Annotated in this window: 20 protein-coding genes; 16 read left to right on the top strand and 4 right to left on the bottom strand. The window is 68.8% G+C overall.

Features of this window, described 5'->3' with window-relative positions; genetic code table 11:
* From ACM14_RS12905 to acs, 8 genes are all read left to right on the top strand, one after another.
* Window positions 1–462: malonate decarboxylase subunit alpha (locus ACM14_RS12905; RefSeq protein WP_175403268.1), on the top strand; the 462-nt coding region annotated here is incomplete at its 5' end.
* A 10-nt stretch (window positions 463–472) separates the two neighbouring features.
* The gene (gene mdcC, locus ACM14_RS12900; protein ID WP_012203694.1) at window positions 473–805 is read left to right on the top strand and encodes a malonate decarboxylase acyl carrier protein; all 333 of its coding nucleotides are present in this window, start codon (window positions 473–475) and stop codon (window positions 803–805) included.
* Window positions 802–1,719: a biotin-independent malonate decarboxylase subunit beta gene (locus ACM14_RS12895; protein ID WP_063327115.1), complete on the top strand. Its 918-nt coding sequence runs from the start codon at window positions 802–804 to the stop codon at window positions 1,717–1,719. Before mdcC ends, ACM14_RS12895 begins: the two co-directional genes overlap by 4 nt.
* 5 nt (window positions 1,720–1,724) lie before the next feature.
* Window positions 1,725–2,426, top strand: coding sequence for a biotin-independent malonate decarboxylase subunit gamma (locus ACM14_RS12890; protein ID WP_065346339.1), 702 nt, complete (start codon window positions 1,725–1,727; stop codon window positions 2,424–2,426).
* A gap of 14 nt (window positions 2,427–2,440) precedes the next feature.
* Window positions 2,441–3,139, top strand: a complete 699-nt coding sequence (mdcG, locus tag ACM14_RS12885; RefSeq protein WP_254662047.1) for a malonate decarboxylase holo-[acyl-carrier-protein] synthase — start codon at window positions 2,441–2,443, stop codon at window positions 3,137–3,139.
* On the top strand, window positions 3,136–3,996 hold the full coding sequence (mdcB, locus tag ACM14_RS12880; protein ID WP_065346337.1) for a triphosphoribosyl-dephospho-CoA synthase MdcB: 861 nt from the start codon (window positions 3,136–3,138) through the stop codon (window positions 3,994–3,996). Before mdcG ends, mdcB begins: the two co-directional genes overlap by 4 nt.
* On the top strand, window positions 3,993–4,904 hold the full coding sequence (locus ACM14_RS12875; protein ID WP_065346336.1) for an acyltransferase domain-containing protein: 912 nt from the start codon (window positions 3,993–3,995) through the stop codon (window positions 4,902–4,904). Before mdcB ends, ACM14_RS12875 begins: the two co-directional genes overlap by 4 nt.
* 77 nt (window positions 4,905–4,981) lie before the next feature.
* Window positions 4,982–6,952: an acetate--CoA ligase gene (gene acs, locus ACM14_RS12870; protein ID WP_065346335.1), complete on the top strand. Its 1,971-nt coding sequence runs from the start codon at window positions 4,982–4,984 to the stop codon at window positions 6,950–6,952.
* A 35-nt stretch (window positions 6,953–6,987) separates the two neighbouring features.
* On the opposite strand, the gene ACM14_RS12865 is transcribed toward acs, so the two are convergent.
* The 4 genes from ACM14_RS12865 to ACM14_RS12850 all read right to left on the bottom strand — a co-directional run bounded on the left by ACM14_RS12865 (window position 6,988) and on the right by ACM14_RS12850 (window position 12,306).
* The gene (locus tag ACM14_RS12865; protein ID WP_065346334.1) at window positions 6,988–8,325 is read right to left on the bottom strand and encodes an MmgE/PrpD family protein; all 1,338 of its coding nucleotides are present in this window, start codon (window positions 8,323–8,325) and stop codon (window positions 6,988–6,990) included.
* Window positions 8,326–8,396: 71 nt separating this feature from the next.
* A complete protein-coding gene (locus ACM14_RS12860; RefSeq protein WP_065346333.1) occupies window positions 8,397–10,499 on the bottom strand; it encodes an acetate--CoA ligase family protein in 2,103 nt (700 codons plus the stop codon).
* A gap of 4 nt (window positions 10,500–10,503) precedes the next feature.
* Window positions 10,504–11,295 carry an enoyl-CoA hydratase/isomerase family protein gene (locus ACM14_RS12855; RefSeq protein ID WP_065346332.1) on the bottom strand — a complete coding sequence of 264 codons (792 nt, stop codon included), beginning with the start codon at window positions 11,293–11,295 and terminating at the stop codon, window positions 10,504–10,506.
* A gap of 33 nt (window positions 11,296–11,328) precedes the next feature.
* A complete protein-coding gene (locus tag ACM14_RS12850; protein WP_065346331.1) occupies window positions 11,329–12,306 on the bottom strand; it encodes a tripartite tricarboxylate transporter substrate binding protein in 978 nt (325 codons plus the stop codon).
* A gap of 276 nt (window positions 12,307–12,582) precedes the next feature.
* Between ACM14_RS12850 and ACM14_RS12845 the strand changes: the two genes are divergently transcribed.
* From ACM14_RS12845 to ACM14_RS12810, 8 genes are all read left to right on the top strand, one after another.
* A complete protein-coding gene (locus ACM14_RS12845; protein WP_065346330.1) occupies window positions 12,583–13,371 on the top strand; it encodes an IclR family transcriptional regulator in 789 nt (262 codons plus the stop codon).
* A gap of 186 nt (window positions 13,372–13,557) precedes the next feature.
* Entirely contained in the window at window positions 13,558–14,502 is a 945-nt protein-coding gene (rpoH, locus tag ACM14_RS12840; protein WP_012203622.1) for an RNA polymerase sigma factor RpoH, read from the top strand.
* A 97-nt stretch (window positions 14,503–14,599) separates the two neighbouring features.
* Window positions 14,600–15,592, top strand: coding sequence for a tripartite tricarboxylate transporter substrate binding protein (locus tag ACM14_RS12835; RefSeq protein WP_034390683.1), 993 nt, complete (start codon window positions 14,600–14,602; stop codon window positions 15,590–15,592).
* A 19-nt stretch (window positions 15,593–15,611) separates the two neighbouring features.
* Window positions 15,612–16,358, top strand: a complete 747-nt coding sequence (locus tag ACM14_RS12830) for a sterol desaturase family protein (protein ID WP_012203620.1) — start codon at window positions 15,612–15,614, stop codon at window positions 16,356–16,358.
* Window positions 16,355–17,299 (top strand): fatty acid desaturase, encoded by a 945-nt coding sequence (locus tag ACM14_RS12825; RefSeq protein WP_065346329.1) that lies wholly within the window; start codon window positions 16,355–16,357, stop codon window positions 17,297–17,299. The genes ACM14_RS12830 and ACM14_RS12825 overlap by 4 nt, the downstream gene beginning before the upstream one ends.
* 15 nt (window positions 17,300–17,314) lie before the next feature.
* Entirely contained in the window at window positions 17,315–19,267 is a 1,953-nt protein-coding gene (locus tag ACM14_RS12820; protein ID WP_065346328.1) for a StlD/DarB family beta-ketosynthase, read from the top strand.
* Window positions 19,267–20,244, top strand: a complete 978-nt coding sequence (locus ACM14_RS12815; protein ID WP_043824665.1) for a hypothetical protein — start codon at window positions 19,267–19,269, stop codon at window positions 20,242–20,244. Before ACM14_RS12820 ends, ACM14_RS12815 begins: the two co-directional genes overlap by 1 nt.
* Window positions 20,245–20,479: 235 nt before the next feature.
* The gene (locus tag ACM14_RS12810; RefSeq protein ID WP_065346327.1) at window positions 20,480–21,163 is read left to right on the top strand and encodes a Crp/Fnr family transcriptional regulator; all 684 of its coding nucleotides are present in this window, start codon (window positions 20,480–20,482) and stop codon (window positions 21,161–21,163) included.
* The last annotated feature ends 32 nt before the right edge of the window (window positions 21,164–21,195 follow it).

Here is a 21,195-nt window from a genome sequence, read left to right as displayed (position 1 = left end):
GCGGGCCGCAGCGGCGCGGCAGGCACGCCGCGCGGGCAAAAGCTGGTGGTGCAGATGGTGGAGACCTTCCGCGAGCACATGCAGCCCGCCTTCGTGGAGCGGCTCGATGCCTGGACGCTGCAGGAGCAGGCCGGCATGGACCTGCCGCCCATCATGATCTACGGCGAGGACGTGACCCACATCCTGACGGAGGAAGGCATTGCCAACCTGCTGCTGTGCCGCAGCGACGAAGAGCGCGAGCAGGCCATCCGCGGCGTGGCCGGCTACACGGCCGTGGGCCTGGCGCGCGACCGTCGCATGGTGGAGAACCTGCGTGACCGCGGGGTGATCCGCCGTCCGCAGGACCTGGGCATCGACCCGCGCCAGGCCACGCGCAATCTGCTGGCCGCGCGCAGCATGCGCGATCTGGCCCAGGCCTCGGGCGGGCTGTACCAGCCTCCCCGCCGATTCAGGAACTGGTAGGAGAGACGATATGAGCGAGATACCCGCAGGGCTGGAGTCCCTGAGCTATTGCTTCGCAGGCGGCCGGCCGGCCGGCGCCTTTGCCCCCGTCCTGGTCGGCGTGGTCGGCTCGGGCAACCTGGAGGTGATGCTGGAGAGCACGGGCGGCGATGGCTGCGAAGTGCAGGTGCAGACCTCGGCACACGGCTTCGGCGCCATCTGGCAGGCCGTGGTGGAGGATTTCCGCGAACGCCACCCCGTGGGCGGCGTGCGCGTGTCCATCAACGACATGGGGGCCACGCCGGCCGTGGTCAGCCTGCGGCTGGACCAGGCACTGGCCGAACTGCAGGGAGGCCAGCCATGATCAGCTACGCGGAATGCACGGCGCGCGAGCGCCTGGCGAAGCTGCTGGATGCCGGCAGCTTCCATGAATGGCTGCCGCCCTCCGAGCGGCTGACCAGCCCGCATCTGGCACAGCTGGGCGTGCCCAGCGCCTTTGACGACGGCGTGGCCATCGGCCGGGGCCTGCTGGGCGGGCGCACGGTGTTCGTGGCCGCGCAGGAGGGCGAATTCATGGGCGGGGGCGTGGGCGAGGTGCATGGCGCCAAGCTCGTGGGCCTGCTGCGCCGCGCCCTGCTGGAGCGGCCCGCGGCCGTGCTGCTGCTGGCCGAGTCGGGCGGCGTTCGGCTGCATGAGGCCAATGCCGGGCTGATCGCGGTGTCGGAGGTCATGCGCGCCCTGCTGGACGTGCGCGCCTCTGGCATCCCTGTGGTGGTCCTCATCGGCGGGGCCAACGGCTGCTTCGGCGGCATGGGCATCGTGGCGCGCTGTGCCGACCAGGTGGTGATGAGCGACATCGGCCGCCTGGCCATGTCGGGACCGGAGGTGATCGAGGCCTCGCACGGCGTCGATGAATTCGATGCGCGCGACCGCGCCCTGGTCTGGCGCACCACGGGCGGCAAGCACCGCTGGCTGTGCGGCGACTGCGATGCGCTGGTGGCCGACGATGTCGAGGCCTTCCGCGCCGCCGCCATCGCCGCGCTGGACCACTCCCGTCCGGTGAGTCTTGAAGGGCTGCTGCAGGAGCATGCGCTGCTGCGCGCGAGGCTGGACACCCTGGACGCTCTCAAGGCGGGCAGCGCCATCGGCCCGCAGGACGAGGCCATGCGCCTGTGGCAGGCCCTGGGCGTGCCTGACGCCTGGCGCGTGCCCGACCTGGACGCCGCCGCCGTGCGGGCCTTGCGCACGACGCCCGCCACGGGCATTTCACAGGAGTAGCCGCCATGCAATGGAACACACTTGCCGAGCACCTGTTCGGCCCGGGCCACCAGATTCGCGCCAACGGCGATTTCCTCGAAGGCCACGCCGTGTTCGATGGCCAGCCCCTCACCATCGTCGGCACCACGGGCCACGCGCCCATCGGCGTGCGGCTGGCCCTGGCCCAGGCCCGCGTGGTGCTGGAGACGGTCAGCGCGCACCCTGGCCGCCCCATCGTGCTGCTGATCGACACGCAGGGCCAGCAACTGCGCCGCCATGACGAGCTGCTGGGCATCAACCGCGCCATGGCCCACCTGGGCACCTGCATCGACCTGGCACGGCGCCGGGGCCACCGCGTCATCGGCCTGGTCTATGACCAGGCGCTGTCGGGCGGCTTCATCACCTCGGGCCTGATCGCCGATGCCTGCTACGCCCTGCCCGAGGCCGAGATCCGCGTGATGCGCATCCCCGCCATGTCGCGCATCACCAAGCTGCCCGAGTCCCTGCTCAATGCCCTGTCCGAGTCCAACCCGGTGTTCGCGCCCGGCGTGGGCAACTACGTGGCCATGGGCGGCGTGCGCGGCCTGTGGCAAGGCGATCTGCAGGCGGCGCTGCGCGACGCCCTGGCCCACAGCCCGCGCGAGGACATGCGCGCACTGGACGGCGCCGAGCGCGGCGGCCGCAAGCTGGCCGCCGAGGTGGTGCAGCGCGTCCTGGCCGCTGGATGAAGGCAGGCCGCAGCATGCTGGACACCCTGCACCGCCACCAGCTGGTGAACCTCGGCCCACAGGCCTGGGCGGACCTGCTGGAACGCCCCTGGGATGCGCAGGCGCGCGAGATCCTCACGCACTGGCGCGACCATGCACTGCCGCTGGTGGTCGCGCGGCAGTCGGCCGACCATGCCGCAGCCGGCCTGATGGCGCTGGGCCTGCCTGCGCCCGGGCGCTGGCAGCGGCGGCGCATGGGCTTCGATGTGGCGCGCGGCGCGGCCATCGGCACCCGCGAATTTCCCTCGCTGGACGAGCTGATGGCCTCGCACACGATCTCGTACTCGGCCTCGCCCCTCGCCACATACGGCGCCTTGCAGCAGTGCCTGCGCGCTGCCGGGGCGACGGGCTCTGTCTTCGGCAGCCACGGGTGGCAGTGCATCACGGGCCTGCCCTATCTGCGGCCCGGCTCGGACATCGACCTCTGGGTGCCGGTCGATGGCGCCGAACAGGGCGATCGGCTGGCCAGCCTGCTGCAGGCCGTGCCGCAGGAAGGCCCGCGCGTGGATGCCGAGCTGGTGTTTCCCGGCGGCTGGGCCGTGGCCTGGCGCGAATGGGCCGCCTGGCGTGCAGGCAGGGTGCGATCGGTCCTGGTCAAGGGCCTGCACGGGGTGGCACTGCGTGAAGACCATGACTGGTGTGCGTCGGCTGCGGCGCCTGGAGTTCCTGCATGAAACCTGCCCTTCTCCACCCGGCCCGGACCTTGACATCGACCGGGCATATCGGCCGCGCGGCCACGCTGGCCCTCTACGACGAGCTGTCGCTGACACCCAAGCCCGGCCTGGTGACCCTGGTGAACCGCGGCAGCCATGACGACATGGATGCCCACAGCTTCATGCGCAGCCTGTTCGCGCTGCGCAGCTACTTCCCCAAAATGGCCCAGGCAGGCAGCCAGAGCGCATCGTTTCCCGTGCTGGAGCGCCTGGGCATCGAGGCGGAGCAGCGCATGCTGGCCGCCACCGGCGGCATCAACACCCACCGTGGCGCCGTCTTCATGCTGGGCCTGCTGTGCGCGGCCGGCGGCGCGGTGCTGGCCGAGCAGGCCTGCATTCCCGGCGCCGCATGGCTGCGCGAGGCCCTTTGCCGCAACTGGGGCGATGCGCTGCAGCAGCGCAGCCTGCGGGCCTCCGCCCTGCCCGGCGGCGTCGCCGCGCGCCGCCACGGCCTGCGGGGCGCATCGCAGGAGGCGGCCCTGGGTTTCCCCGTCCTGTTCGACACCGCCGTGCCGGCGCTGGCCAGAGCGCATGCCAGCGGGCTGCCCGCTCCCTTGGCGCGGCTGGAGGCCCTGTTCCACATCATGGCGGTGCTGGACGACTGCAACCTCGCCCACCGCGCGGGCATGCAGGGGCTGCGCCATGGCCAGGATGCCGCGCGGCGCTTTCTCCAGGCCGGCGGCTGCGCGCATCCCGACGGCCTGTCCAGGGCGCAGGCCATTTGCGACGATTTCGTGGCGCGCCGCCTTTCACCAGGCGGCGCGGCTGACACCCTGGCGGCGGCCTGCTGGGTGCTGCGTGTCTGCGAGCGGCCATGAGCTTTGCACTGCTGTTTTCGGGCCAGGGTACGCAGCATCCCGCCATGCTTCCCTGGCTGGCGGACGATGCATGGACACAGGCAGTCTGCGAACAGCTGCAGGTTGCGCACTGGCGCGACAGGTTGGCGGATGCGCCGTGGGCCGAGTCCAACGCCGTGGCCCAGCCCCTGCTGGCAGGCCTGGCCATGGCCGCGTGGATGCAGCTGTCCCCGCAACTGCCCGCGCCTTCGGCCGTGGCGGGCTACAGCGTGGGGGAACTGCCCGCATTCGGTGCCGCGCGCGCGCTGGATGCCTGCGACATCGTTGCCCTGGCCGCGCGCCGCGCGGCGGCCATGGACCGCTGCGCGCAGCAAATGCCCGGCGGCGGGCTGCTTGCCGTCAGCGGCCTGCCGCCCGCACGCATGGCCGCCTTGCTGGAGACGATCGGGCTGGCCGTGGCCATACGCAACGGCCCAGAGAACCTCATCCTGGGCGGCTCCCATGCGGCGCTGGAGCAGGCGCAGGCGCTGGCAGTGCGCCAGGGCGCGCATGCCACCCGGCTGCGCGTGCAGGTGGCTTCCCACACCCCGTGGATGCGCCAGGCCGCCCAGGCCTTCGCACAGGACCTGGGCCAGGTGGCCGTGCACGCGCCCGCCGTGGCGCTTTTCAGCAACACGGCCCGGCGGGTGCGTGACGCCGCAGGTGCCCGTGCAGCCCTGTCCGAGCAGATAGCGGGCACGGTGCACTGGGACGACTGCATGGACAGCATTGCCGCACGCCAGGTGCGGTGCGTTCTGGAAATCGGCCCCGGCCAGGCGCTGGCACGCCTGTGGAACCAGCGCCATCCGGACATTCCGGCCCGCTCCTGCGACGACTTCCGCAGCGCGGCGGCCATTGCCGGCTGGATAGGCCGGCACTGCGGGGACTGACGCCCCGGGGCCTTGCGCCTGAGCCTTTGCGCCGGCTTCGTGACCCCCTTGATTTCTAGACCCAGGAGACAACCACCATGAGCCAAGACCTTGCACCGTCCTATCCCCCATCTGCAGAGCTGGCCCGCAATGCGCGCGTGAGCGGGCGCGCCGCCTACGACCGGCTCGTCGCAGAGGCGGACGCCGATCCCCAGGCGTTCTGGGGCCGGCTCGCGCGCGAGTTCGTCGCGTGGAAGCGCCCGTTCACGCGCGTGCTCGATGAAAGCCGCGCCCCGTTCTACGAATGGTTCAATGACGGCACGCTCAACGCCAGCTGGAACTGCCTGGAGCGCAACATCCAGCGGGGGCTGGGCGAGCGCACGGCCCTCATCTTCGAAGCCGATGACGGCGCGGTGACGCAGGTGACCTATGCGCAGCTTCTTGCCCGGGTCAATCGCCTGGCCAACGCCCTGCGCAGCCTGGGTGTCGGCAAGGGCGACCGCGTCGTCATCTACATGGCCATGTCGATTGCCGGCGTGGCCGCCATGCAGGCCTGTGCACGCATAGGTGCCATTCACTGCGTGGTGTTCGGCGGCTTCTCCGCCACGGCGCTGCGCGACCGCATTGCGGACACGGGGGCCTGCGCCGTCATCACGGCAGACCAGCAAGTGCGGGGAGGACGGCAATTGCCCCTCAAGAGCATCGTGGACGAGGCCCTGGCCCAGCCCGGCTGCGAGCAGGTCCGCCACGTGCTGGTGGCACGGCGCACGGGCGGCGCCATCGCCATGCACCAGCCCCGAGACCTGTGGCTTGAAGAAATCACTGCAGCCCAGAGCGATGTCTGCGAACCGGAATGGGTGCAGGCTGAGCATCCGCTGTTCCTGCTCTACACCTCGGGCTCTACCGGAACCCCCAAGGGCGTCCAGCACGCCACGGGAGGCTATCTGCTGCATGCCGCCGTGACCTGCGCCTGGACCTTTGACATGCAGCCCTGCGATGTCTTCTGGTGTACGGCGGACATCGGATGGGTGACCGGCCATACCTATATCGCCTACGGCCCGCTGGCGCTGGGCGCCACGCAGGTGGTGTTCGAGGGCGTGCCCACCTACCCGGACGCGGGACGCTTCTGGAAAATGATCGAGGCCCACGGGGTGACGGTCTTCTACACGGCGCCCACGGCCATTCGCTCGCTGATCAAGGCTGCCGACGCCGATGCGCAGGTGCACCCCGCGCGCTACGACCTGGGCAGCCTGCGCATCCTGGGGTCCGTGGGCGAGCCGATCAATCCCGCCGCCTGGCACTGGTACCACGAGCAGGTGGGCGGGGGCCGCTGCCCCATCGTCGATACGTTCTGGCAGACGGAGACGGGCGGGCACATGATCACGCCGCTGCCCGGAGCCACGGACCTGGTGCCCGGCTCCTGCACGCTGGCCTTCCCGGGCATTGCCGCCGCCGTGGTGGACGAGGCCGGCAACGAGCTGCCCTGGGGCGACAGCGGCATCCTGGTGATCAAGCGCCCCTGGCCCTCCATGATCAGGAACATCTGGGGCCATCCCGAGCGGTTTGTCGCCAGCTACTTTCCCGAAGAGTTCAAGGGCCGCTACTACCTGGCGGGAGACGGCGCGGTCCGCGATGCGCGCACCGGCTACTTCACCATCACCGGCCGCATCGACGATGTGCTCAACGTCAGCGGCCACCGCATGGGCACGATGGAGATCGAGTCCGCCCTGGTGGCCATGACCGACCTGGTGGCGGAGGCCGCCGTCGTGGGGCGGCCCGATGACACGACGGGAGAGGCCATATGCGCCTTCGTCGTCCTCAAGCGTTCGCGGCCCAGCGGCGCCGAGGCGGCCGACATCGCCCGGCTGCTGCGGGAGTGGGTGGCCAAGGAGATCGGGCCGATCGCCAAGCCCAGGGACATCCGGTTCGGCGACAACCTGCCCAAGACCCGCAGCGGCAAGATCATGCGGCGATTGCTGCGCAGCATTGCACGCGGCGAGCCCATCGTGCAGGACACCTCCACCCTGGAGAACCCGGCGATCCTGGAGCAGCTGTCACAGGCCTGCTGAAGGCCAGGCTGCAATCCACAAGCGATGCAGTCCTGTCAGGCCGCGAGGCCTGCAAGGCAGCCCGCCCGTTCAAGCTCCCAGATGTTGGAAAGCAGCTGCCGGGCACGTCCCTCGCCGGCAACGGGCGCGGCAAGCTCGATGAACTTGTCCTCCAGTTCCCCATCCGACAAAGGCAGCTCGGGATCGCCCTTGCGGTCCGGCTGGAACCAGCCATGGCGGCGGCCATCCCTGGTGACGATCTCCACGCGTGCCGATCTCTTGCCAGGGAAGGCCCGGTCGATTTGCGGGTCCACCGCAACCTGGACGCGCCCAAGCATTGCGCGAACGGCGGGATCGGCCAGGCGCTCCGGGGTGTACGCCGAAAGCCGCACGCTGCCATGGACCAGGGCCGTGGCCACCACGAAACGAAGACTGAAGCGGGCTTCGTTTTCCGTCGCAGGATCGGTGTAGCAGGCGATATCCAGGGCCGGGCCATAGGTGGCCACGGCCACGCTGCAGATGTCGTCCGCCCGCAAGGCATGCTGGCTGCGCAAGGCCAGCGCGGCGTCGATGGCGGCGAACGTATGGCCGCAGCCGACGTGGTTCTTGAAGGTGAGCCGGGTGATGTGGAAGTCGCTGCCCAGCGTCGCACCGATGTCTGACCAGTCGGGTCCGTCGCTGACTGCGCGGCCCAGGCCCAGTTCTCCATCCAGCACGTCCAGCGATCCCGTCACCCCCTGGTGCGCAAGCTGCGCGGCCAGCAGGCCGGCCTCCGCTGCGCGCCCGGCATGCAGGGGCTTGGACATCGAATCCATGCGAAATGCCTGCTGCAACCCGGCAGAGAAGGTGGCCGCCGTGGCCAGTGCATGGGCGAATTGCCCTGCATCCAGCCGCAGCGCATACCCTGCGGCTGCCGCTGCCCCGAAGACGCCCACGGTGCCGGTGTTGTGCCAGAAGCGGTAGTGGGCCCGGCCCAGGGTCACGCCGATGCGGGTGGAAACCTCATAGCCCAGCACCACGGCACGCAGGAAGTCCAGGCCACTGGCCCCTGCCTGCTGGCTTGCCGCCAGCGCCGCCGCAATGGTTGCGGCCCCGGGGTGGTACATGGCATCGCGGAAGCTGTCGTCCACCTCGGCGGCATGGGCCGCCGAACCGTTGAACAGTGCCGCCGCCCGCGCCGTGGCCATGCGGCCGTTTCCAAGCCGGCAGGAGCCGCTGTCCAGGTCCTCGGCAAGCACCTGCTCCAACTGTGCAAGAGGGGCCGCGCCCAGCCCCGGGAACAAAGCGGCATACCAGTCGATCACGGCACGCTTGGCATGGTGGATGACGGCTTCGGGAAGCTCGGTACGGTGGTATCGAGCGGCAAACTGCCCGAACACTTCGGTCGCATGCATGTGTGGTTTCCTTGGATTGGCCCTCAATGAGGCCGTCTTTTTCTGGAAGAAATGTGCAGTACCTGGCACCCTCAGACCAGAACCAGCACACCATCGGCAGCGCACACGCCCTGGCCCTGCGGCAGCACGAACACCGGGTTGATCTCCGCTTCGATCACGCGGTCGCCCAGCTGGGCGGCCATTGCAGAGAACGCGACGATGGCATGGGCCAGCGCATCGACATCGGCCCTGGGCCGGCCGCGAAAGCCGTCCAGCAGCGGCCAGGTCTTGAGCTCCCTGGCCATCTCCAGGGCGTCAGACAGGCTCAGCACACCCAGCTGAGAGCCGTCGTCCGGCAGCAACCGCAGCGTGGTGTCCTGGAACAGCTCGGCCGTCACGCCTCCCATGCCCAGCATCACGGCGGTGCCCAGCGCATCCTTGTGCAGGCCAAGAATCAGCTCGGTGCCACCGGCCACCATCTGCTGCACCAGGAACCGGTCCGGGCGCACGCCCGCCCTGGCCTGCACGTCGTCCACCATCGCACCCAACCGGGCACCTATGGTTTGCGCAGTCAGGCCGACGGCGACACCGCCCACATCGCTCTTGTGCGTGATCCGGGACGAAAGGATCTTGAGCACCACCCGGCCGCCCAGTTCGCGCGCTGCGGCTTCGGCCTCTTCGGCATTGCGCACCACACGCTCGGCCGCGCACGGCACGCCGAAACGGCGGAAAACGGCCTTGGCCTGCGCTTCATCGAGGCAGCCACCGGGCAGATCCGGTTCCTGCAGGGTGTCCTTGCCGACGACTTGCTCGGAAAGCGCACCCTGGAAGCCGTTGACGCGCAGCATGCCCGCCAGCGCGGCCGTGCAGCTTTCCGCCGCAGCGAAGGCCGGCACGCCGCGTTGCGTGAGCAGCGCGCCGATTTCCGGCGCATGCGGGCTGACGTAGGCCAGCACCGGCTTGTCGGAGTGGGGCAGGCAGTCCTGGATGGCACCGGCCAGCAGCTCGGGCATGGCCAGGCTGGAGGAGCCGACGATGATCACCAGCGCGTCGTAGCTGGGGCTTGCCAGCAAGGCATGGATGGCGCCGCGCAGCAGGTCGGGACGCAGGCCCGCCAGGGTCACGTCGATGGGGTTGCGGTCCAGCACGGCCTCGCTGCCGGTCTGCAGCGCGCGCAGTGCGTCGGCGGTCGCCTGGTCAGGGGCCGGCGTGTCGAATCCGGCCACTCCCAGATCGTCCGACACCAGGGTGCCCGCACCGCCGGTGGACGTCAGGATGGCGATGCGCCTGCCGCGCAGCCTGCGGCCCGTGGCCAGCGCAGCGGGCACGTCCAGCAGGTCGGCAAAGCTTTGCGCACGGATCACGCCGACCTGCCGGAACAGCGCGTCGTACATGCGATCCGCACCGGCCATGGCGCCGGTGTGCGATACGGCGGCCTTGGCGCCGGCCTCGGAGCGGCCGATCTTGAAGGCCACCACGGGCTTGCCGGCACGCGCGGCCTTCAGGCAGGCGGCACGGAACCTGGCGGGATGGCGCACCGTCTCCACATACAGCGCGATCACCTTGGTGGCCGGGTCATCGGCCAGGTGGTCTATGAAGTCGGCCAGTTCCAGATCCACTTCGTTGCTGGTGGAGATGAGCTTGGACAGGCCGATGCCACGCGCGGCGGCGCGCGACAGCAGCGAGCCCAGGATGCCGCCGCTTTGCGAAACGACACCGATGCCTCCGACGGGGAACTCGTCCATCTCCAGCGCGCCCGAGGGCGACAGCACGATCCGGTCGGTCAGGTTGACCAGCCCGATGGTGTTGGGCCCCAGCAGGCGCATGCTGCCGGCCGCCTCGACCAATTGCCGCTGGCGCAGTGCGCCCTCCTCGCCCGTTTCCGTATAGCCGCTGGCCAGCACGATGGCTGCCGCGCAGCCCAGCGCCGACAGCTCTCTGACGGCCTGATGCGCACGCTCGGCGCCCAGCAGCACGACGGCCACATCAGGCACTTCAGGCAGCGAGGCCACATCGGGATAGCAGGGTAGATCGCCGATGCGCTCCACGCGCGGATTGACGGGAAGAATGCGGCCGGCAAACCCGTGCTTTTGCAGGTAAGCCACCGGGCGGCCCGTGGTTTTCTTCAGGTCGGCAGAGGCGCCTATGACGGCGACACTGCGCGGCGACAGCAGCTTGGCAATGGCTTCGCTCATGGCATCACTCCTTGCCGGCCGTCTTGGCCAGGAAGGCCTCCACCGATGCGCGGTGTTCACTGCTGGTGTAGCAGATGCCCTGGGCCTGGCTGCCCTGGGCGAAGACATCGTGCGAAGACAGCTCGAAGCTCTGGTTCAGGATGGTCTTGGTCAATGCCAGCGCGGTGGCAGAAGCCGAGGACAGCTCGCGCGCCCAGGCCTGGGCGTCTGCCACCAAGGTCTCGGCACTGGCCTGGCGGTCCACGATGCCCAGGGCCAGGGCTTCCGGCAGCTTGACCTGGCGGCCCGTGAAGATCAGCTCCTTGGCCTTGGCCAGGCCCACACGGCGCGGCAGGAAGTACATGCCGCCGCCGTCCGGGATGATGCCGCGCAGCACATAGCTCCACGCGAAGCTGGCCCATTCGCTGGCGATCACGAAGTCGCAGGCCAGCGCCGTGTCTGCCCCCAGGCCCGAAGCCGCGCCGTTGACGGCGGCGATCACGGGCTTGGGCATGGTGTGCAGCAGGGCCTGGACATGGTGCACGCGCTGCTGGCGCTGCCAGCCGTTGAAGCCCACCTCGCCCGCGGGAGCATTCATGCGCCTTTGCATTCCGGCAATGTCCCCGCCTGCGCAAAATCCCTTGCCCGCGCCTGTCAGCACCAGGGCCTTGATGGCCTTGTCTGCCGCCACGCGCTCCAGGGCATTGATGAACTCGGTGCGCATGTCGTCACTCATGGCGTTGCGCTTGTCGGGGCGGTTCAGGGTCACGGTCGCCACCGCATCGGCGACATTCAGTTGGATCAGTTCGTAGTTCATGGCGTGCTTTGAAAGCGATCGCAGGCCGTGCGATCAATCGGGATGGATGTTGTTTTGCTTGACGATCTGCGCCCAGCGCCTTTCCTCGGCCTGCACATAGGTGTCCAGTTCCGCCGCAGGTCCGGCATTGACCATCAGGCCCTCGTGCTCCAGCTTGCGAACGAACTCCGGCGAGCGGGCCGCCTTGCGGGCTGCGGCGTTCAGGCGGTCGATCACGGCGGCAGGTGTGGCTGCCGGCGCGTACAGGCCGTACCAGCTCTCGACGCGGTAGCCCGGGACGGTGACGGCGATGGGTGGCACGTTCTTGAAGGCCGCAGACGGCTCGGCCGTGGTGACCCCCAGCACACGCAGCTTGCCGTTGTCGATGAAGGTGGATACCGCAGCCGCCGTGGCAAACATCATGTCCACCTGCCCGCCCATGAGATCGGTGAGCGCCGGGCCTGCGCCGCGGTAGGGCACATGGGTGAGCCTGACCTTGGCAAGGTTGGCAAACAGCTCACCCGCCAGATGCGCCGAAGTCCCGGCGCCCTGCGAGGCATAGGTCAGCTTGTCGGGACTGGCCTTGGCGGCGGCCATCACGTCCGCCACCGTCTTGTACGGGCTGGCGGCGGGCACCACCAGCACGTTGGGGCCGCGGCCGATCAGGATCACCGGAGCAAAGGCCTTGTTGCTCCCGTACGGCAGCTTGGCCTGCAACGCCGGATTGACGGCGTGCGCGAACGAAGCCACGACCACGGAGTAACCGTCCGGCGCACTCTTGGCAACGTTGTCGGTGCCGATGATCGTGCCGGCACCGGGCTTGTTGTCCACGATGACGGGCTGGCCCAGGTCCTTGGCCATCTCGGCCCCCAGCGTGCGGGCGATCAGGTCCGTTCCACCGCCTGGCGCAAAGGGCACGACGAGGCGCACGGGCTTTTCAGGGAAGGCTGCAGATGCTGCGCTGCAGACAGTCGCGAGCACGGCAATGAACGCAATGGCCCTTGCACAACGGCGGGCGGCGAAACTGGGCATGGTGTGTCTCCTGGTTCTATGGACAGAGGTCCGGTCACTGCGCCAGCGTTGCGATGACGCTGGCGACTGGCTTGTGAAAGCTTAGGGAAACGCACCGCGCTTGTGACCCCCCATATTCCAACCAGTGAAATTCCAAAGCGGGCGCGCCAGAGCCTGCGGCTGCATTTCCCTTGCATTCGGTGGAATACTTGGCTTCCATCAGGCGCCCGTACCCGGGCAGGAAGAACACAGCTTTCGACACCGGGGCAAGCGCGTCCTCCCACCAGCGGCAGCAGCATGACGAACAGGCGATCCCCCATCCTCCATGACAAGCCGGGACAGTCCCCGAGCAACCGCTCCCTGGAAAGAGGCGTCGAAATACTCCGTGCGTTCAGGCCCGGCTCGGAACTGCTGGGCAACAGCGACCTGGCGGAACGCACCGGCCTGTCCAAGGCCACGGTCACCCGGCTGACGCAGACCCTGGTGGGCTGCGGCATGCTGCAGGCCGACCACCCAAGCCGGGCCTTTCGCCTGGCCCCGGCGGTCCTGAGCCTGGCGCACGCCATGCGCACGGGCTCGACGGTGCTGTCGATTGCGGCGCCCCTGATGCGCACCCTCGCCGAGACACGCAGGATCAACGTGGGCCTGGCATGTCCCGACCGGGACGAGATGGTCTACCTGGAATCCATCCGCTACAACCGCCGGATCGTGCTCAGGCATGTGGTCTCGGGCCAGCGCGTTCCCATGGAACTGACGTCGCTGGGGCGCGCCTACCTGGCGGCGGCGCCATCGGCCAGGCGCAAGGCCTTGCTCGACAGCTTCAGGCTCAAGAGGGGCGCCCAATGGCCTGCGCTGGAGCAGCAGATCCAGGCGGCGATCAAGTCCGTGAAAAGCCAAGGCTTCTGCGCCGCATCGTGGCAGCCGGAAGTGGTTGCGCTGGCCACGCCGCTGGTGACACCCGATGCCATCTATGTCCTGAACTGCAGCGTCTCCACCACGGAGCCTTTGCCGGCCATCGTGCAGGAGCTGTACCCGGCCTTGCTGCAACTGGGCCGGCAGATTGAAAGCCTGCTGGAAAAACTGTAATGCTCTCCCAGCAGTATGCGCCCACCGCTGGCAAGCAGGGTTTCCAAAAATCGCTCAGACTAGGCACAAACGACTTTTGGCACTCCAAAAATGAGTGCAACCGTCTGAAAAACCCACGGAACTTTGGCTTTAGCACTCGGTCATAACGAGTGCTAATATGAAGGAATGGAAGAAAGGAACTCTGCAATGACAAACGCCTCCGGCTCCATTGCGACCACCTTGGCACCCGCTAACCCCTGGGCCCTGGTGCCGCCTCTGGGCAATTTGGATGCCTACATTTCCGCGGTCAACCGCCTGCCCATGCTCACCCTTGAGGAAGAGCAGGACTACGCCCGCAAGCTCAAAGAACACAGCGATCTGGACGCCGCAGGGCGTCTGGTGATGTCCCACCTGCGCCTGGTGGTGTCCATCTCGCGCCAGTACCTGGGCTACGGCCTGCCGCACGGCGACCTGATCCAGGAAGGCAACGTGGGCCTGATGAAGGCCGTCAAGCGCTTCGACCCCGATCAGAACGTGCGCCTGGTGAGCTACGCCATGCACTGGATCAAGGCCGAGATCCACGAGTACATCCTGAAGAACTGGCGCATGGTCAAGGTCGCCACGACCAAGGCCCAGCGCAAGCTGTTCTTCAACCTGCGTTCCATGAAGCAGGGCCTGAAGTCCGACGCCGCCATGGCCGAGGACGGCGCCATGCTGCGTGACACGCTGACCTCGGGCGAGATCGACGCCGTGGCCGAGAAGCTCAACGTCAAGCGCGAAGAAGTCATGGAGATGGAAACGCGCCTGGCCGGTGGCGACGTGCTGCTGGACCCCTCGCCCAGCGACGATGGCGAGCAGGCCTTCGGCCCCATCGCCTACCTGGCCGATGGAGCACACGAACCCACGGCCATGATCGAGTCGCGCCAGCGTGACCACCTGGCCACCGACGGCATTGCCATGGCGCTGGATTCGCTGGATGACCGCAGCCGCCGCATCGTCGAGGAGCGCTGGCTCAAGGTCAACGACGACGGCTCGGGCGGCATGACGCTGCATGAGCTGGCCGCCGTGTACGGTGTCAGCGCCGAGCGCATCCGCCAGATCGAGGTGGCTGCCATGAAGAAGATGAAGAAGGCCCTGGCCGAGTTCGCCTGACGGCCTGACGGCCTGGGCTGACAGGCCGCTTCACGACAAACCCGGATAATCTCCGGGTTTTTTATTGCCCGCAGCCTTTGCGGCCCCCACGAACCCCATGCCCGCCAGCGCCATCTCGCCACTACGCCGCCTCTTCGCCAATGCCTTGGCCACCGCCCTGGCTTCGGCCCTGCTGCCTTGCGCTGCCGTGGCGGGCGACAACTGGCCCAGCAAGCCGCTGCACCTGATCGTCGGCTTTCCCGCAGGATCTTCCCCGGACCTCACGGCGCGCGCACTGGCCGAGCCGCTGGAAAAGCGCCTGGGCCAGCCCGTCATCGTCGAGAACAAGGTGGGCGCCGGCGGCAACATCGCAGGCGAGCAGGTGGCCCGTGCGCGCGACGGCCATACCTTCAGCGTGATGATCAACGGCAACCTGACGATTGCCCGCCTGCTCAACCCCGCCGTGCGCTACGACCCTGTGAAGGATCTGCAGCCCGTCAGCCTGATCGGCGTGGCGCCCCTGGTGCTGGTGGCTCCGGCCGGCGCGCCCGAGGGCCGGGCCTTCCTGGAAGCCGCTGCCCAGGCCGGCAGCCGCTGGAGCTACGGCTCCCCTGGCGTGGGCACGGTGGGCCACCTGGGCATGGAGCTGCTCAAGAGCCGCTCCGCGCTCAGGCCCGAACACATTCCCTACCCCGGCTATCCGCAGGTGTTCAACGCCATCCAGGGCGGCGACCTGCAGCTGTCCATGCTGCCGCCCGCACTGGCCATGGCCCAGGTGCAGGCCGGCAAGCTGCGCGGCGTGGCCGTGACCTCGGCCGCGCGCAGCCCGCTGGCGCCGGGACTGCCCAGCCTCAAGGAGCTGGGCGTGGGGGATTTCGATCTGGAGATCTGGAACGCCGTGGCCGCGCCCAAGGCCATGCCCGCCGCCCATGTGCAGAAGCTGGCCGAAGCGGTCAGCGAGATCGTGCGCTCGCCCGAGATGCGTGCACGCCTGGCCGCCCAGGGCTGGCAGGCTGTCGGCAGCTCGCCCGAGGGCCTGGCCCTGCGCATACGCCAGGATGTGACGGCACTGGGCCGCATCATCCGCGAACAGGGAATCCACGCGCAATGACGTGCTCGATCACACTGCCATGACCGCTGCCCAAGCCTTCACCGAACTCAACGCCTGGCAGGTCATGGCCTGGGGCCTGCTCTTCTTCGGCGTGCTGTACACGGCCGGCGGCTGGGGCATGACGGCGCTCACGCGCTGGCTGCAGCGGCGCGGCGTGGGCCGCGTGCTGGACACGCGCCCGCTCAAGCCCGACCAGTTGCGCCGCGAATGGCGCCAGTCGCTGCATTCGGTGCTGATCTTCGGCATCGGCATGATCGTGCCCTGGGGCCTTCTGCAATTGGGGTGGGCGCGGCTGGAGCCCGATGCAGGCCCCTGGCGCATTGCCATCGAAATCGTGGTGCTGCTGATCTGGAACGATGTGCATTTCTGGATCAACCACCGCCTGCTGCATACGCGGCTGCTGGGGCGCTTTCATGGTGACCACCACCGCTCCATCGTCACCACGCCGTGGTCCACCTACAGCTTTCATCCCATCGAGGCGCTGATGCTGGGCAACGTCATCCTGCTGCCCATGGTGGTGCATGACTTCAGCTTCTGGTCGCTGGCCTCGGTGCCGGTGCTCAGCCTGCTGCTGAACGTCATAGGCCACTCCAACTACGACTTCTTTCCCGGGGTGTCCGACACGCATGCGCTGGCCGCCAGCCGGCGCCACCATCTGCACCATGCCCGGCCCAATGGCAACTACGGCTTTGCGCTGGCCTTCATGGACCGGCTGATGCGCACGCGCGTGGCACTGCCCGCCACGGCCCGGCCCAGGACGGAATGAGCCGACCGCCTGCTCGCCACGTCCAGCCCCGGCTGCCCCGGCTGCCCCGGCTGCGCCACTGGCGCGACCTGCAGTCGCTGGCCTATCTGGTGGCACTGCCGCTGATCGTGTGGTGGCAGTGGCAGCATGGCTGGAACCTGTGGCTCTACGGGATCGAGCTGTTCCTCACGCTGGGCGTGGGCGTCATCCACCACAACCACACGCATTTGCGCATGTGGCGCGGGCGCTGGGCCAACCGCTTCACCGACTACTGGCTGACCCTGCTGCAGGGCCACCCGACCTTTGTGTTCTGGCCCGCCCATGTGGCCAACCACCACCGCTTCCGCCACGGCCCGCGCGACATGGCACGCACCTACCGCTTCGGCGGCGACCACAACCATCTGCTGGGCTACCTGCTCCACCCGCTGCAGGCCGGCTGGGTGCTGTACCCGCTGTTTCTGCGCTGGCTGGGCCAGCTGCGGCGGCATTGGCCCGGCGCCTTTCGCTACTGCATGGGCCAGTACCTGCTGTGGCTGGGCAGCTGGGCACTGCTGCTGTCGCTGGATTGGCAAAAGGCCTTGCTGCTGGTGATCGTTCCCCAGTTGCATGGCCTGCACTGGCTGCTGGCCACCAACTACCTGCAGCACGCCCATGCCGATGGCCGGCCGCTGACGCGCGGCCAGCGGATGGACAGCGCCACGCCACTGAACTACGCGCGCAATTTCGAGGGCTGGGTCAATCCGCTGCTGTTCAACATCGGCCTGCACACGGCCCACCACGAGCGGCCCCAGGCCCACTGGTCCGAGCTCACGCGCCTGCACAGCGAACACTACCGCCAGCGCGTGGCCCCTGCGCTCAACGAAGGCGGACTGCTACCCTACATGGCCCGCGTCTTCGTGCTCGGCACGGTCTGGCCGCCGGCGCGCACGCGTGCGCAAATGCCTCCCGGAACATACGACTGATACGACCCTGAACCCATGCCCGTCGCCTATTCCAACGTCTATCTGCATGCCGCAGGCATGTTCCTGCCCGGTGAACCCGTGGACAACGCAGGCATGGATGCCTACGTGGCGCCGCTCAACCGCCTGTCCGAGCGCCTCAAGCGCCGCATCCTGGCCGAGAACGGCATTGTCCAGCGCCACTACGCCATAGACGCCGAAGGCCGCACCGTCCACAGCAACACGGCCATGGCCGCCCAGGCCATCCATGACTGCCTGGCGCAGGCCGGGCGTGCGCTGGGCGATGTCGGCTTCCTGGCCAGCGGCTCGTCGGGCGGCGATGCGCTCATGCCCGGCTTTGCCAACATGATCCAGGGCGAGATGGCCGCGCCGCCCATGGAGACCCTGTCCGTGCACGGCGTCTGCGCCGCCAGCGTGGGCGCGCTGCAGGCAGCGGCCCAGGCCGTGGACCGCGCGCCCGACTCGCTGGCCCTGGCCGTGGCCAGTGAAATGCCCTCGCGCCTGTTCAAGCGCTCGCGCTTCGCGGCCCAGGGATACAACACGGACTTCGACGCCCACTTCCTGCGCTGGATGCTGTCCGATGGCGCAGGCGCCGTGCTGCTGGGCGGCCCGCAGGCCCTGCCCCAGGCGCCCGGCCTGCGCCTGAAGCTGCGCTGGACGCACCTGCGCAGCTTTGCGGGCGACTACCCGGTCTGCATGCAGCTGGGCCTGACGCCCGACCGCGCCACCAGCCACCTGGACTTTGCCGCCTGGGGCGATGCCGAGGCCGCAGGCGCGCTGTCGCTGCGCCAGGACATCCGCCTGCTGCCGCACCTGTTCGATGTCTGCATCCACGAATACGCCCACCTGGCGCACACGGGCTGGGTGCCCGAGCGCGGCATCGACCATTTCCTTTGCCACTACTCGTCCGAGCGCTTCATCCCCGTGGTCGATGAGCTGCTGGGCAAGGCCCAGCTCGGCATCCCGCGCGAGCGCTGGTGGAGCAACCTGGCCTGGCGCGGCAACACGGGCGCGGCCTCCATCTTCGTGATGCTGTCCGAGTTCCTGCGCACGGAATCGGCACGCCTGAAGCACGGCGACACCGTGCTGTGCTTCATTCCCGAATCGGGCCGCTTCACGGCCGGCTACATGCTGCTGGAAGTGGAAGATGCGGCCCAGGCTCCCACCGCCACCCCGGCCACGGCCGCAGCACGCAGTGCCACCGCCGAAGCTTCCGCTGCCCCGGACCTGCTGCCCGATGTCTCCACCATCGCCCCGCCCCACGACCCGAACCAGGCCCCGGCCACGCTGGCGCCGCTGCTGACCGAACTGGCCAGCCTCTGGCAGGACTACCGCTCGCGCGTGTGGCGCACGCCGCTGCTGCAGCGCATACGCACAGGCAGGCTGCAGACGGCGGACTACGTGCGCTGGATGAGCCACTGGGTTCCCCAGGTGCGCGAGGGCAGCCTGTGGATGCGCGAGGGCGCGGCCTCGCTGACCGGCGAGCACGCGGCGCTGGCTGCGCTGATCGACGTGCATGCGGGCGAGGAGCAGAACGACTTCCGCATCCTGCACGAGGACTACCTCAAGGCCGGCGGCACCGAGACCGACCTCACCCGCCTGCGCCGCAACCCCGGCGGCGAGGCGCTCAACGCCTATCTGCACGGCCTGGCCGCCACGCCCAATCCGGTCGGCCTGCTGGGCGCCATCTACATCATCGAAGGCACGGGCCAGCGCATCGTACCCAGCCTGCTGCCGCTGCTGCGCGCCAGCCTGCCGCTGCCGCCCGATGCCTTCCGCTTCCTGGAATACCACGGCGCCAACGACGAACACCACCTGGAGCGCTGGCTCATGGCCGTGCAGATGGTGATGGCGCTGGACGGCACAGACGGCAGCGGGGGCACGGCGGCGCAGGCCATCGTGCGCACCGCGCGCCACACGGCGGCGCTGTACCTGATGCAGTTCGAGCATGTCCTGCCCGAGGAGCACTGATGCAACCACCAGACTTCATCGAACCGCCCCACGACGAGCGCGACCCCAGCCCCTGGCGCGCGCTGTACCTGGACCAGAGCACGCCGCTGCCCGACGACGTCAAGGCCGCCTGGCTGCGTGACTGCAGCAGCGGCTCGCGCCAGTACCTGCTGCCCTTCCTGCGGCCGCTGGCACGCACCAGCATCGTGCTCATCCAGATTCTCAAGGTGCTGCTGCCGCGCAACTGGGCGCACTCCAGGCTGCTGCACCGGCTGCTGGCCTTCAGCATGAACCGCTTCGTCTCGCCCGAGGCCAACTGGCTCATCCTGCGCCATTTCCACCTGGGCTCGCAGATCCTGGCCTTTGTCGCGGCCAACGCGCCCACGCCCGTGTCCACCACACCGCTGGAGCCGGACAGCATCGACGACATCAAGGACGACCTGTTCCTCAGGCACGACCTGAACCTGTTCAACTTCGTCATCCGCCTGAACAACGCGCTGCGCGCAGCAGGCCAGGAACTGCAGCCCGTGGCCGAGCCCGACTTCGCCATGCTGCGCAACCCGCCCCTGCGCCTTGAGGACATGCCGCGCGGCCGCCTGAACCTGCTGGACCTGCAAAGCGCCATCGAGGTCTACACGCCCGTCTACCAGCTGCTGCTGACCGACAACGACTTCTGGCGCGCCAGCAACTCGCTGCAGCTGGACGAGACCGTGGCCATCTATGCGGCCAAGATCCTCGCCTCGCCCGAGCACCTGGTCATGCTCAACAACAAGCACCCGCTGGTGCCGCTGTCAACCCTGCGGGCCGGCCACCGCCTGGTGCTGCACGGCCTGTCCACCGAAATGCTGCACTGCCTGCTGATGAAGGTCGCCAGCGGCGACATCCCGCTGCCCGCCCGCGAGTTGGCACGCATGCGCGAGGCGGCCCGCGCCCACGGCAGTGGCAGCAGTGACAGCAGCGGCAGCGCCAACAACGCCGACAGCACCGCAGCCGTCTGACCCAGGTCAAGAAACAGCGGCAGATGGCCGCCATCCCGCGCGAAACGCGTTACATCGCGTTGCATTCAACGGCATAGCCCGCTAGCCTGCACGGCTTCTCCCGGGGCGCGCCGCCCGGGTCCACTGCCGGTGCCCTGGGTGGCTGTCTGCCCGCCCAGGCAGCGGCGCATCCTAGCCTGCGTGCCCCATGCCATCGTCGTCCTCCACGCCTTCAGCGGTTCGCTGCAGCGAATGCATGCGTTCGTCCCATTGCCTGCTGGGCCAATTGCCCGAGCCCGCATTCCAGCAATGGCTGCCGCATATCCGCGAACGCGGCTTGGCCAAGGGCCAGAAGCTCCAGGCACAGGGCAGCGTCGCCCATGAATTCCAGGTGATCAAGATCGGCTTCGTCCTGGCCATCCGCCGTGGCGGCGACGGCGTGCAGCGGCCCGTGGCGCTGTTCGGCAACGGCCATGCGCTGGGCAGCCCGGGCTGGCTGCAGCAGCCCTCGGCCATGCACTTCGAGGCACTGGGCCCGGGGCGCATCTGCTGCGTGGACATCGCCACCATCACGCGCCGCGGCCTGGTCGATGCCGCCTTCGTGCGCGCGCTGGCCGCCAGCTACACCTGCAACAACGCCCTGCTGGCGGAATGGGCCCACATCGTCCGCATCCCCGGCGTGCTGCGCCAGCTGGCCGCCACCCTGATGCAACTGGCCGCGCTGCAGTCAAGCCTGCTCGTGCGCCTGCCCAGCCAGGGCGCACTGGCCGCCCTGCTGGCCACCACGCGCGAAACCATCGCGCGCAGCCTTGTGCGCCTGGTGCAACTTGGCGCGCTGGAGCGGCCGGATCGATGGCATTGCGTGCTGCAGCCTGCGGTGTTGTTGAGGATCAGTGGGGGTGGGGTGAGGGAGGTGGGGTGCGAGGGGCGTGGCGGTTGATCGGGCGGACCGGAAGGCTTGCCGACCTGTTG

Source organism: Delftia sp. JD2, assembly GCF_001682645.1.
Classification (GTDB): domain Bacteria; phylum Pseudomonadota; class Gammaproteobacteria; order Burkholderiales; family Burkholderiaceae_C; genus Comamonas; species Comamonas acidovorans.
Note: the sequence above shows the minus strand (reverse complement) of the source record. Positions and strands in the feature narration are given on the sequence as shown.

Excerpts from the sequence above, each read along its gene's own strand:
- acs (WP_065346335.1), top strand. The coding sequence starts at position 4,982 with ATGAGCCAAGACCTTGCACCGTCCTATCCCCCATCTGCAGAGCTGGCC.
- ACM14_RS12890 (WP_065346339.1), top strand. The coding sequence starts at position 1,725 with ATGCAATGGAACACACTTGCCGAGCACCTGTTCGGCCCGGGCCACCAG.
- ACM14_RS12850 (WP_065346331.1), bottom strand. The coding sequence starts at position 12,306 with ATGCCCAGTTTCGCCGCCCGCCGTTGTGCAAGGGCCATTGCGTTCATT.
- ACM14_RS12835 (WP_034390683.1), top strand. The coding sequence starts at position 14,600 with ATGCCCGCCAGCGCCATCTCGCCACTACGCCGCCTCTTCGCCAATGCC.
- ACM14_RS12825 (WP_065346329.1), top strand. The coding sequence starts at position 16,355 with ATGAGCCGACCGCCTGCTCGCCACGTCCAGCCCCGGCTGCCCCGGCTG.
- ACM14_RS12865 (WP_065346334.1), bottom strand. The coding sequence starts at position 8,325 with ATGCATGCGACCGAAGTGTTCGGGCAGTTTGCCGCTCGATACCACCGT.
- ACM14_RS12845 (WP_065346330.1), top strand. The coding sequence starts at position 12,583 with ATGACGAACAGGCGATCCCCCATCCTCCATGACAAGCCGGGACAGTCC.
- ACM14_RS12860 (WP_065346333.1), bottom strand. The coding sequence starts at position 10,499 with ATGAGCGAAGCCATTGCCAAGCTGCTGTCGCCGCGCAGTGTCGCCGTC.
- ACM14_RS12875 (WP_065346336.1), top strand. The coding sequence starts at position 3,993 with ATGAGCTTTGCACTGCTGTTTTCGGGCCAGGGTACGCAGCATCCCGCC.
- mdcC (WP_012203694.1), top strand. The coding sequence starts at position 473 with ATGAGCGAGATACCCGCAGGGCTGGAGTCCCTGAGCTATTGCTTCGCA.
- ACM14_RS12895 (WP_063327115.1), top strand. The coding sequence starts at position 802 with ATGATCAGCTACGCGGAATGCACGGCGCGCGAGCGCCTGGCGAAGCTG.
- ACM14_RS12815 (WP_043824665.1), top strand. The coding sequence starts at position 19,267 with ATGCAACCACCAGACTTCATCGAACCGCCCCACGACGAGCGCGACCCC.
- rpoH (WP_012203622.1), top strand. The coding sequence starts at position 13,558 with ATGACAAACGCCTCCGGCTCCATTGCGACCACCTTGGCACCCGCTAAC.
- mdcG (WP_254662047.1), top strand. The coding sequence starts at position 2,441 with ATGCTGGACACCCTGCACCGCCACCAGCTGGTGAACCTCGGCCCACAG.
- mdcB (WP_065346337.1), top strand. The coding sequence starts at position 3,136 with ATGAAACCTGCCCTTCTCCACCCGGCCCGGACCTTGACATCGACCGGG.
- ACM14_RS12830 (WP_012203620.1), top strand. The coding sequence starts at position 15,612 with ATGACCGCTGCCCAAGCCTTCACCGAACTCAACGCCTGGCAGGTCATG.
- ACM14_RS12820 (WP_065346328.1), top strand. The coding sequence starts at position 17,315 with ATGCCCGTCGCCTATTCCAACGTCTATCTGCATGCCGCAGGCATGTTC.
- ACM14_RS12810 (WP_065346327.1), top strand. The coding sequence starts at position 20,480 with ATGCGTTCGTCCCATTGCCTGCTGGGCCAATTGCCCGAGCCCGCATTC.
- ACM14_RS12855 (WP_065346332.1), bottom strand. The coding sequence starts at position 11,295 with ATGAACTACGAACTGATCCAACTGAATGTCGCCGATGCGGTGGCGACC.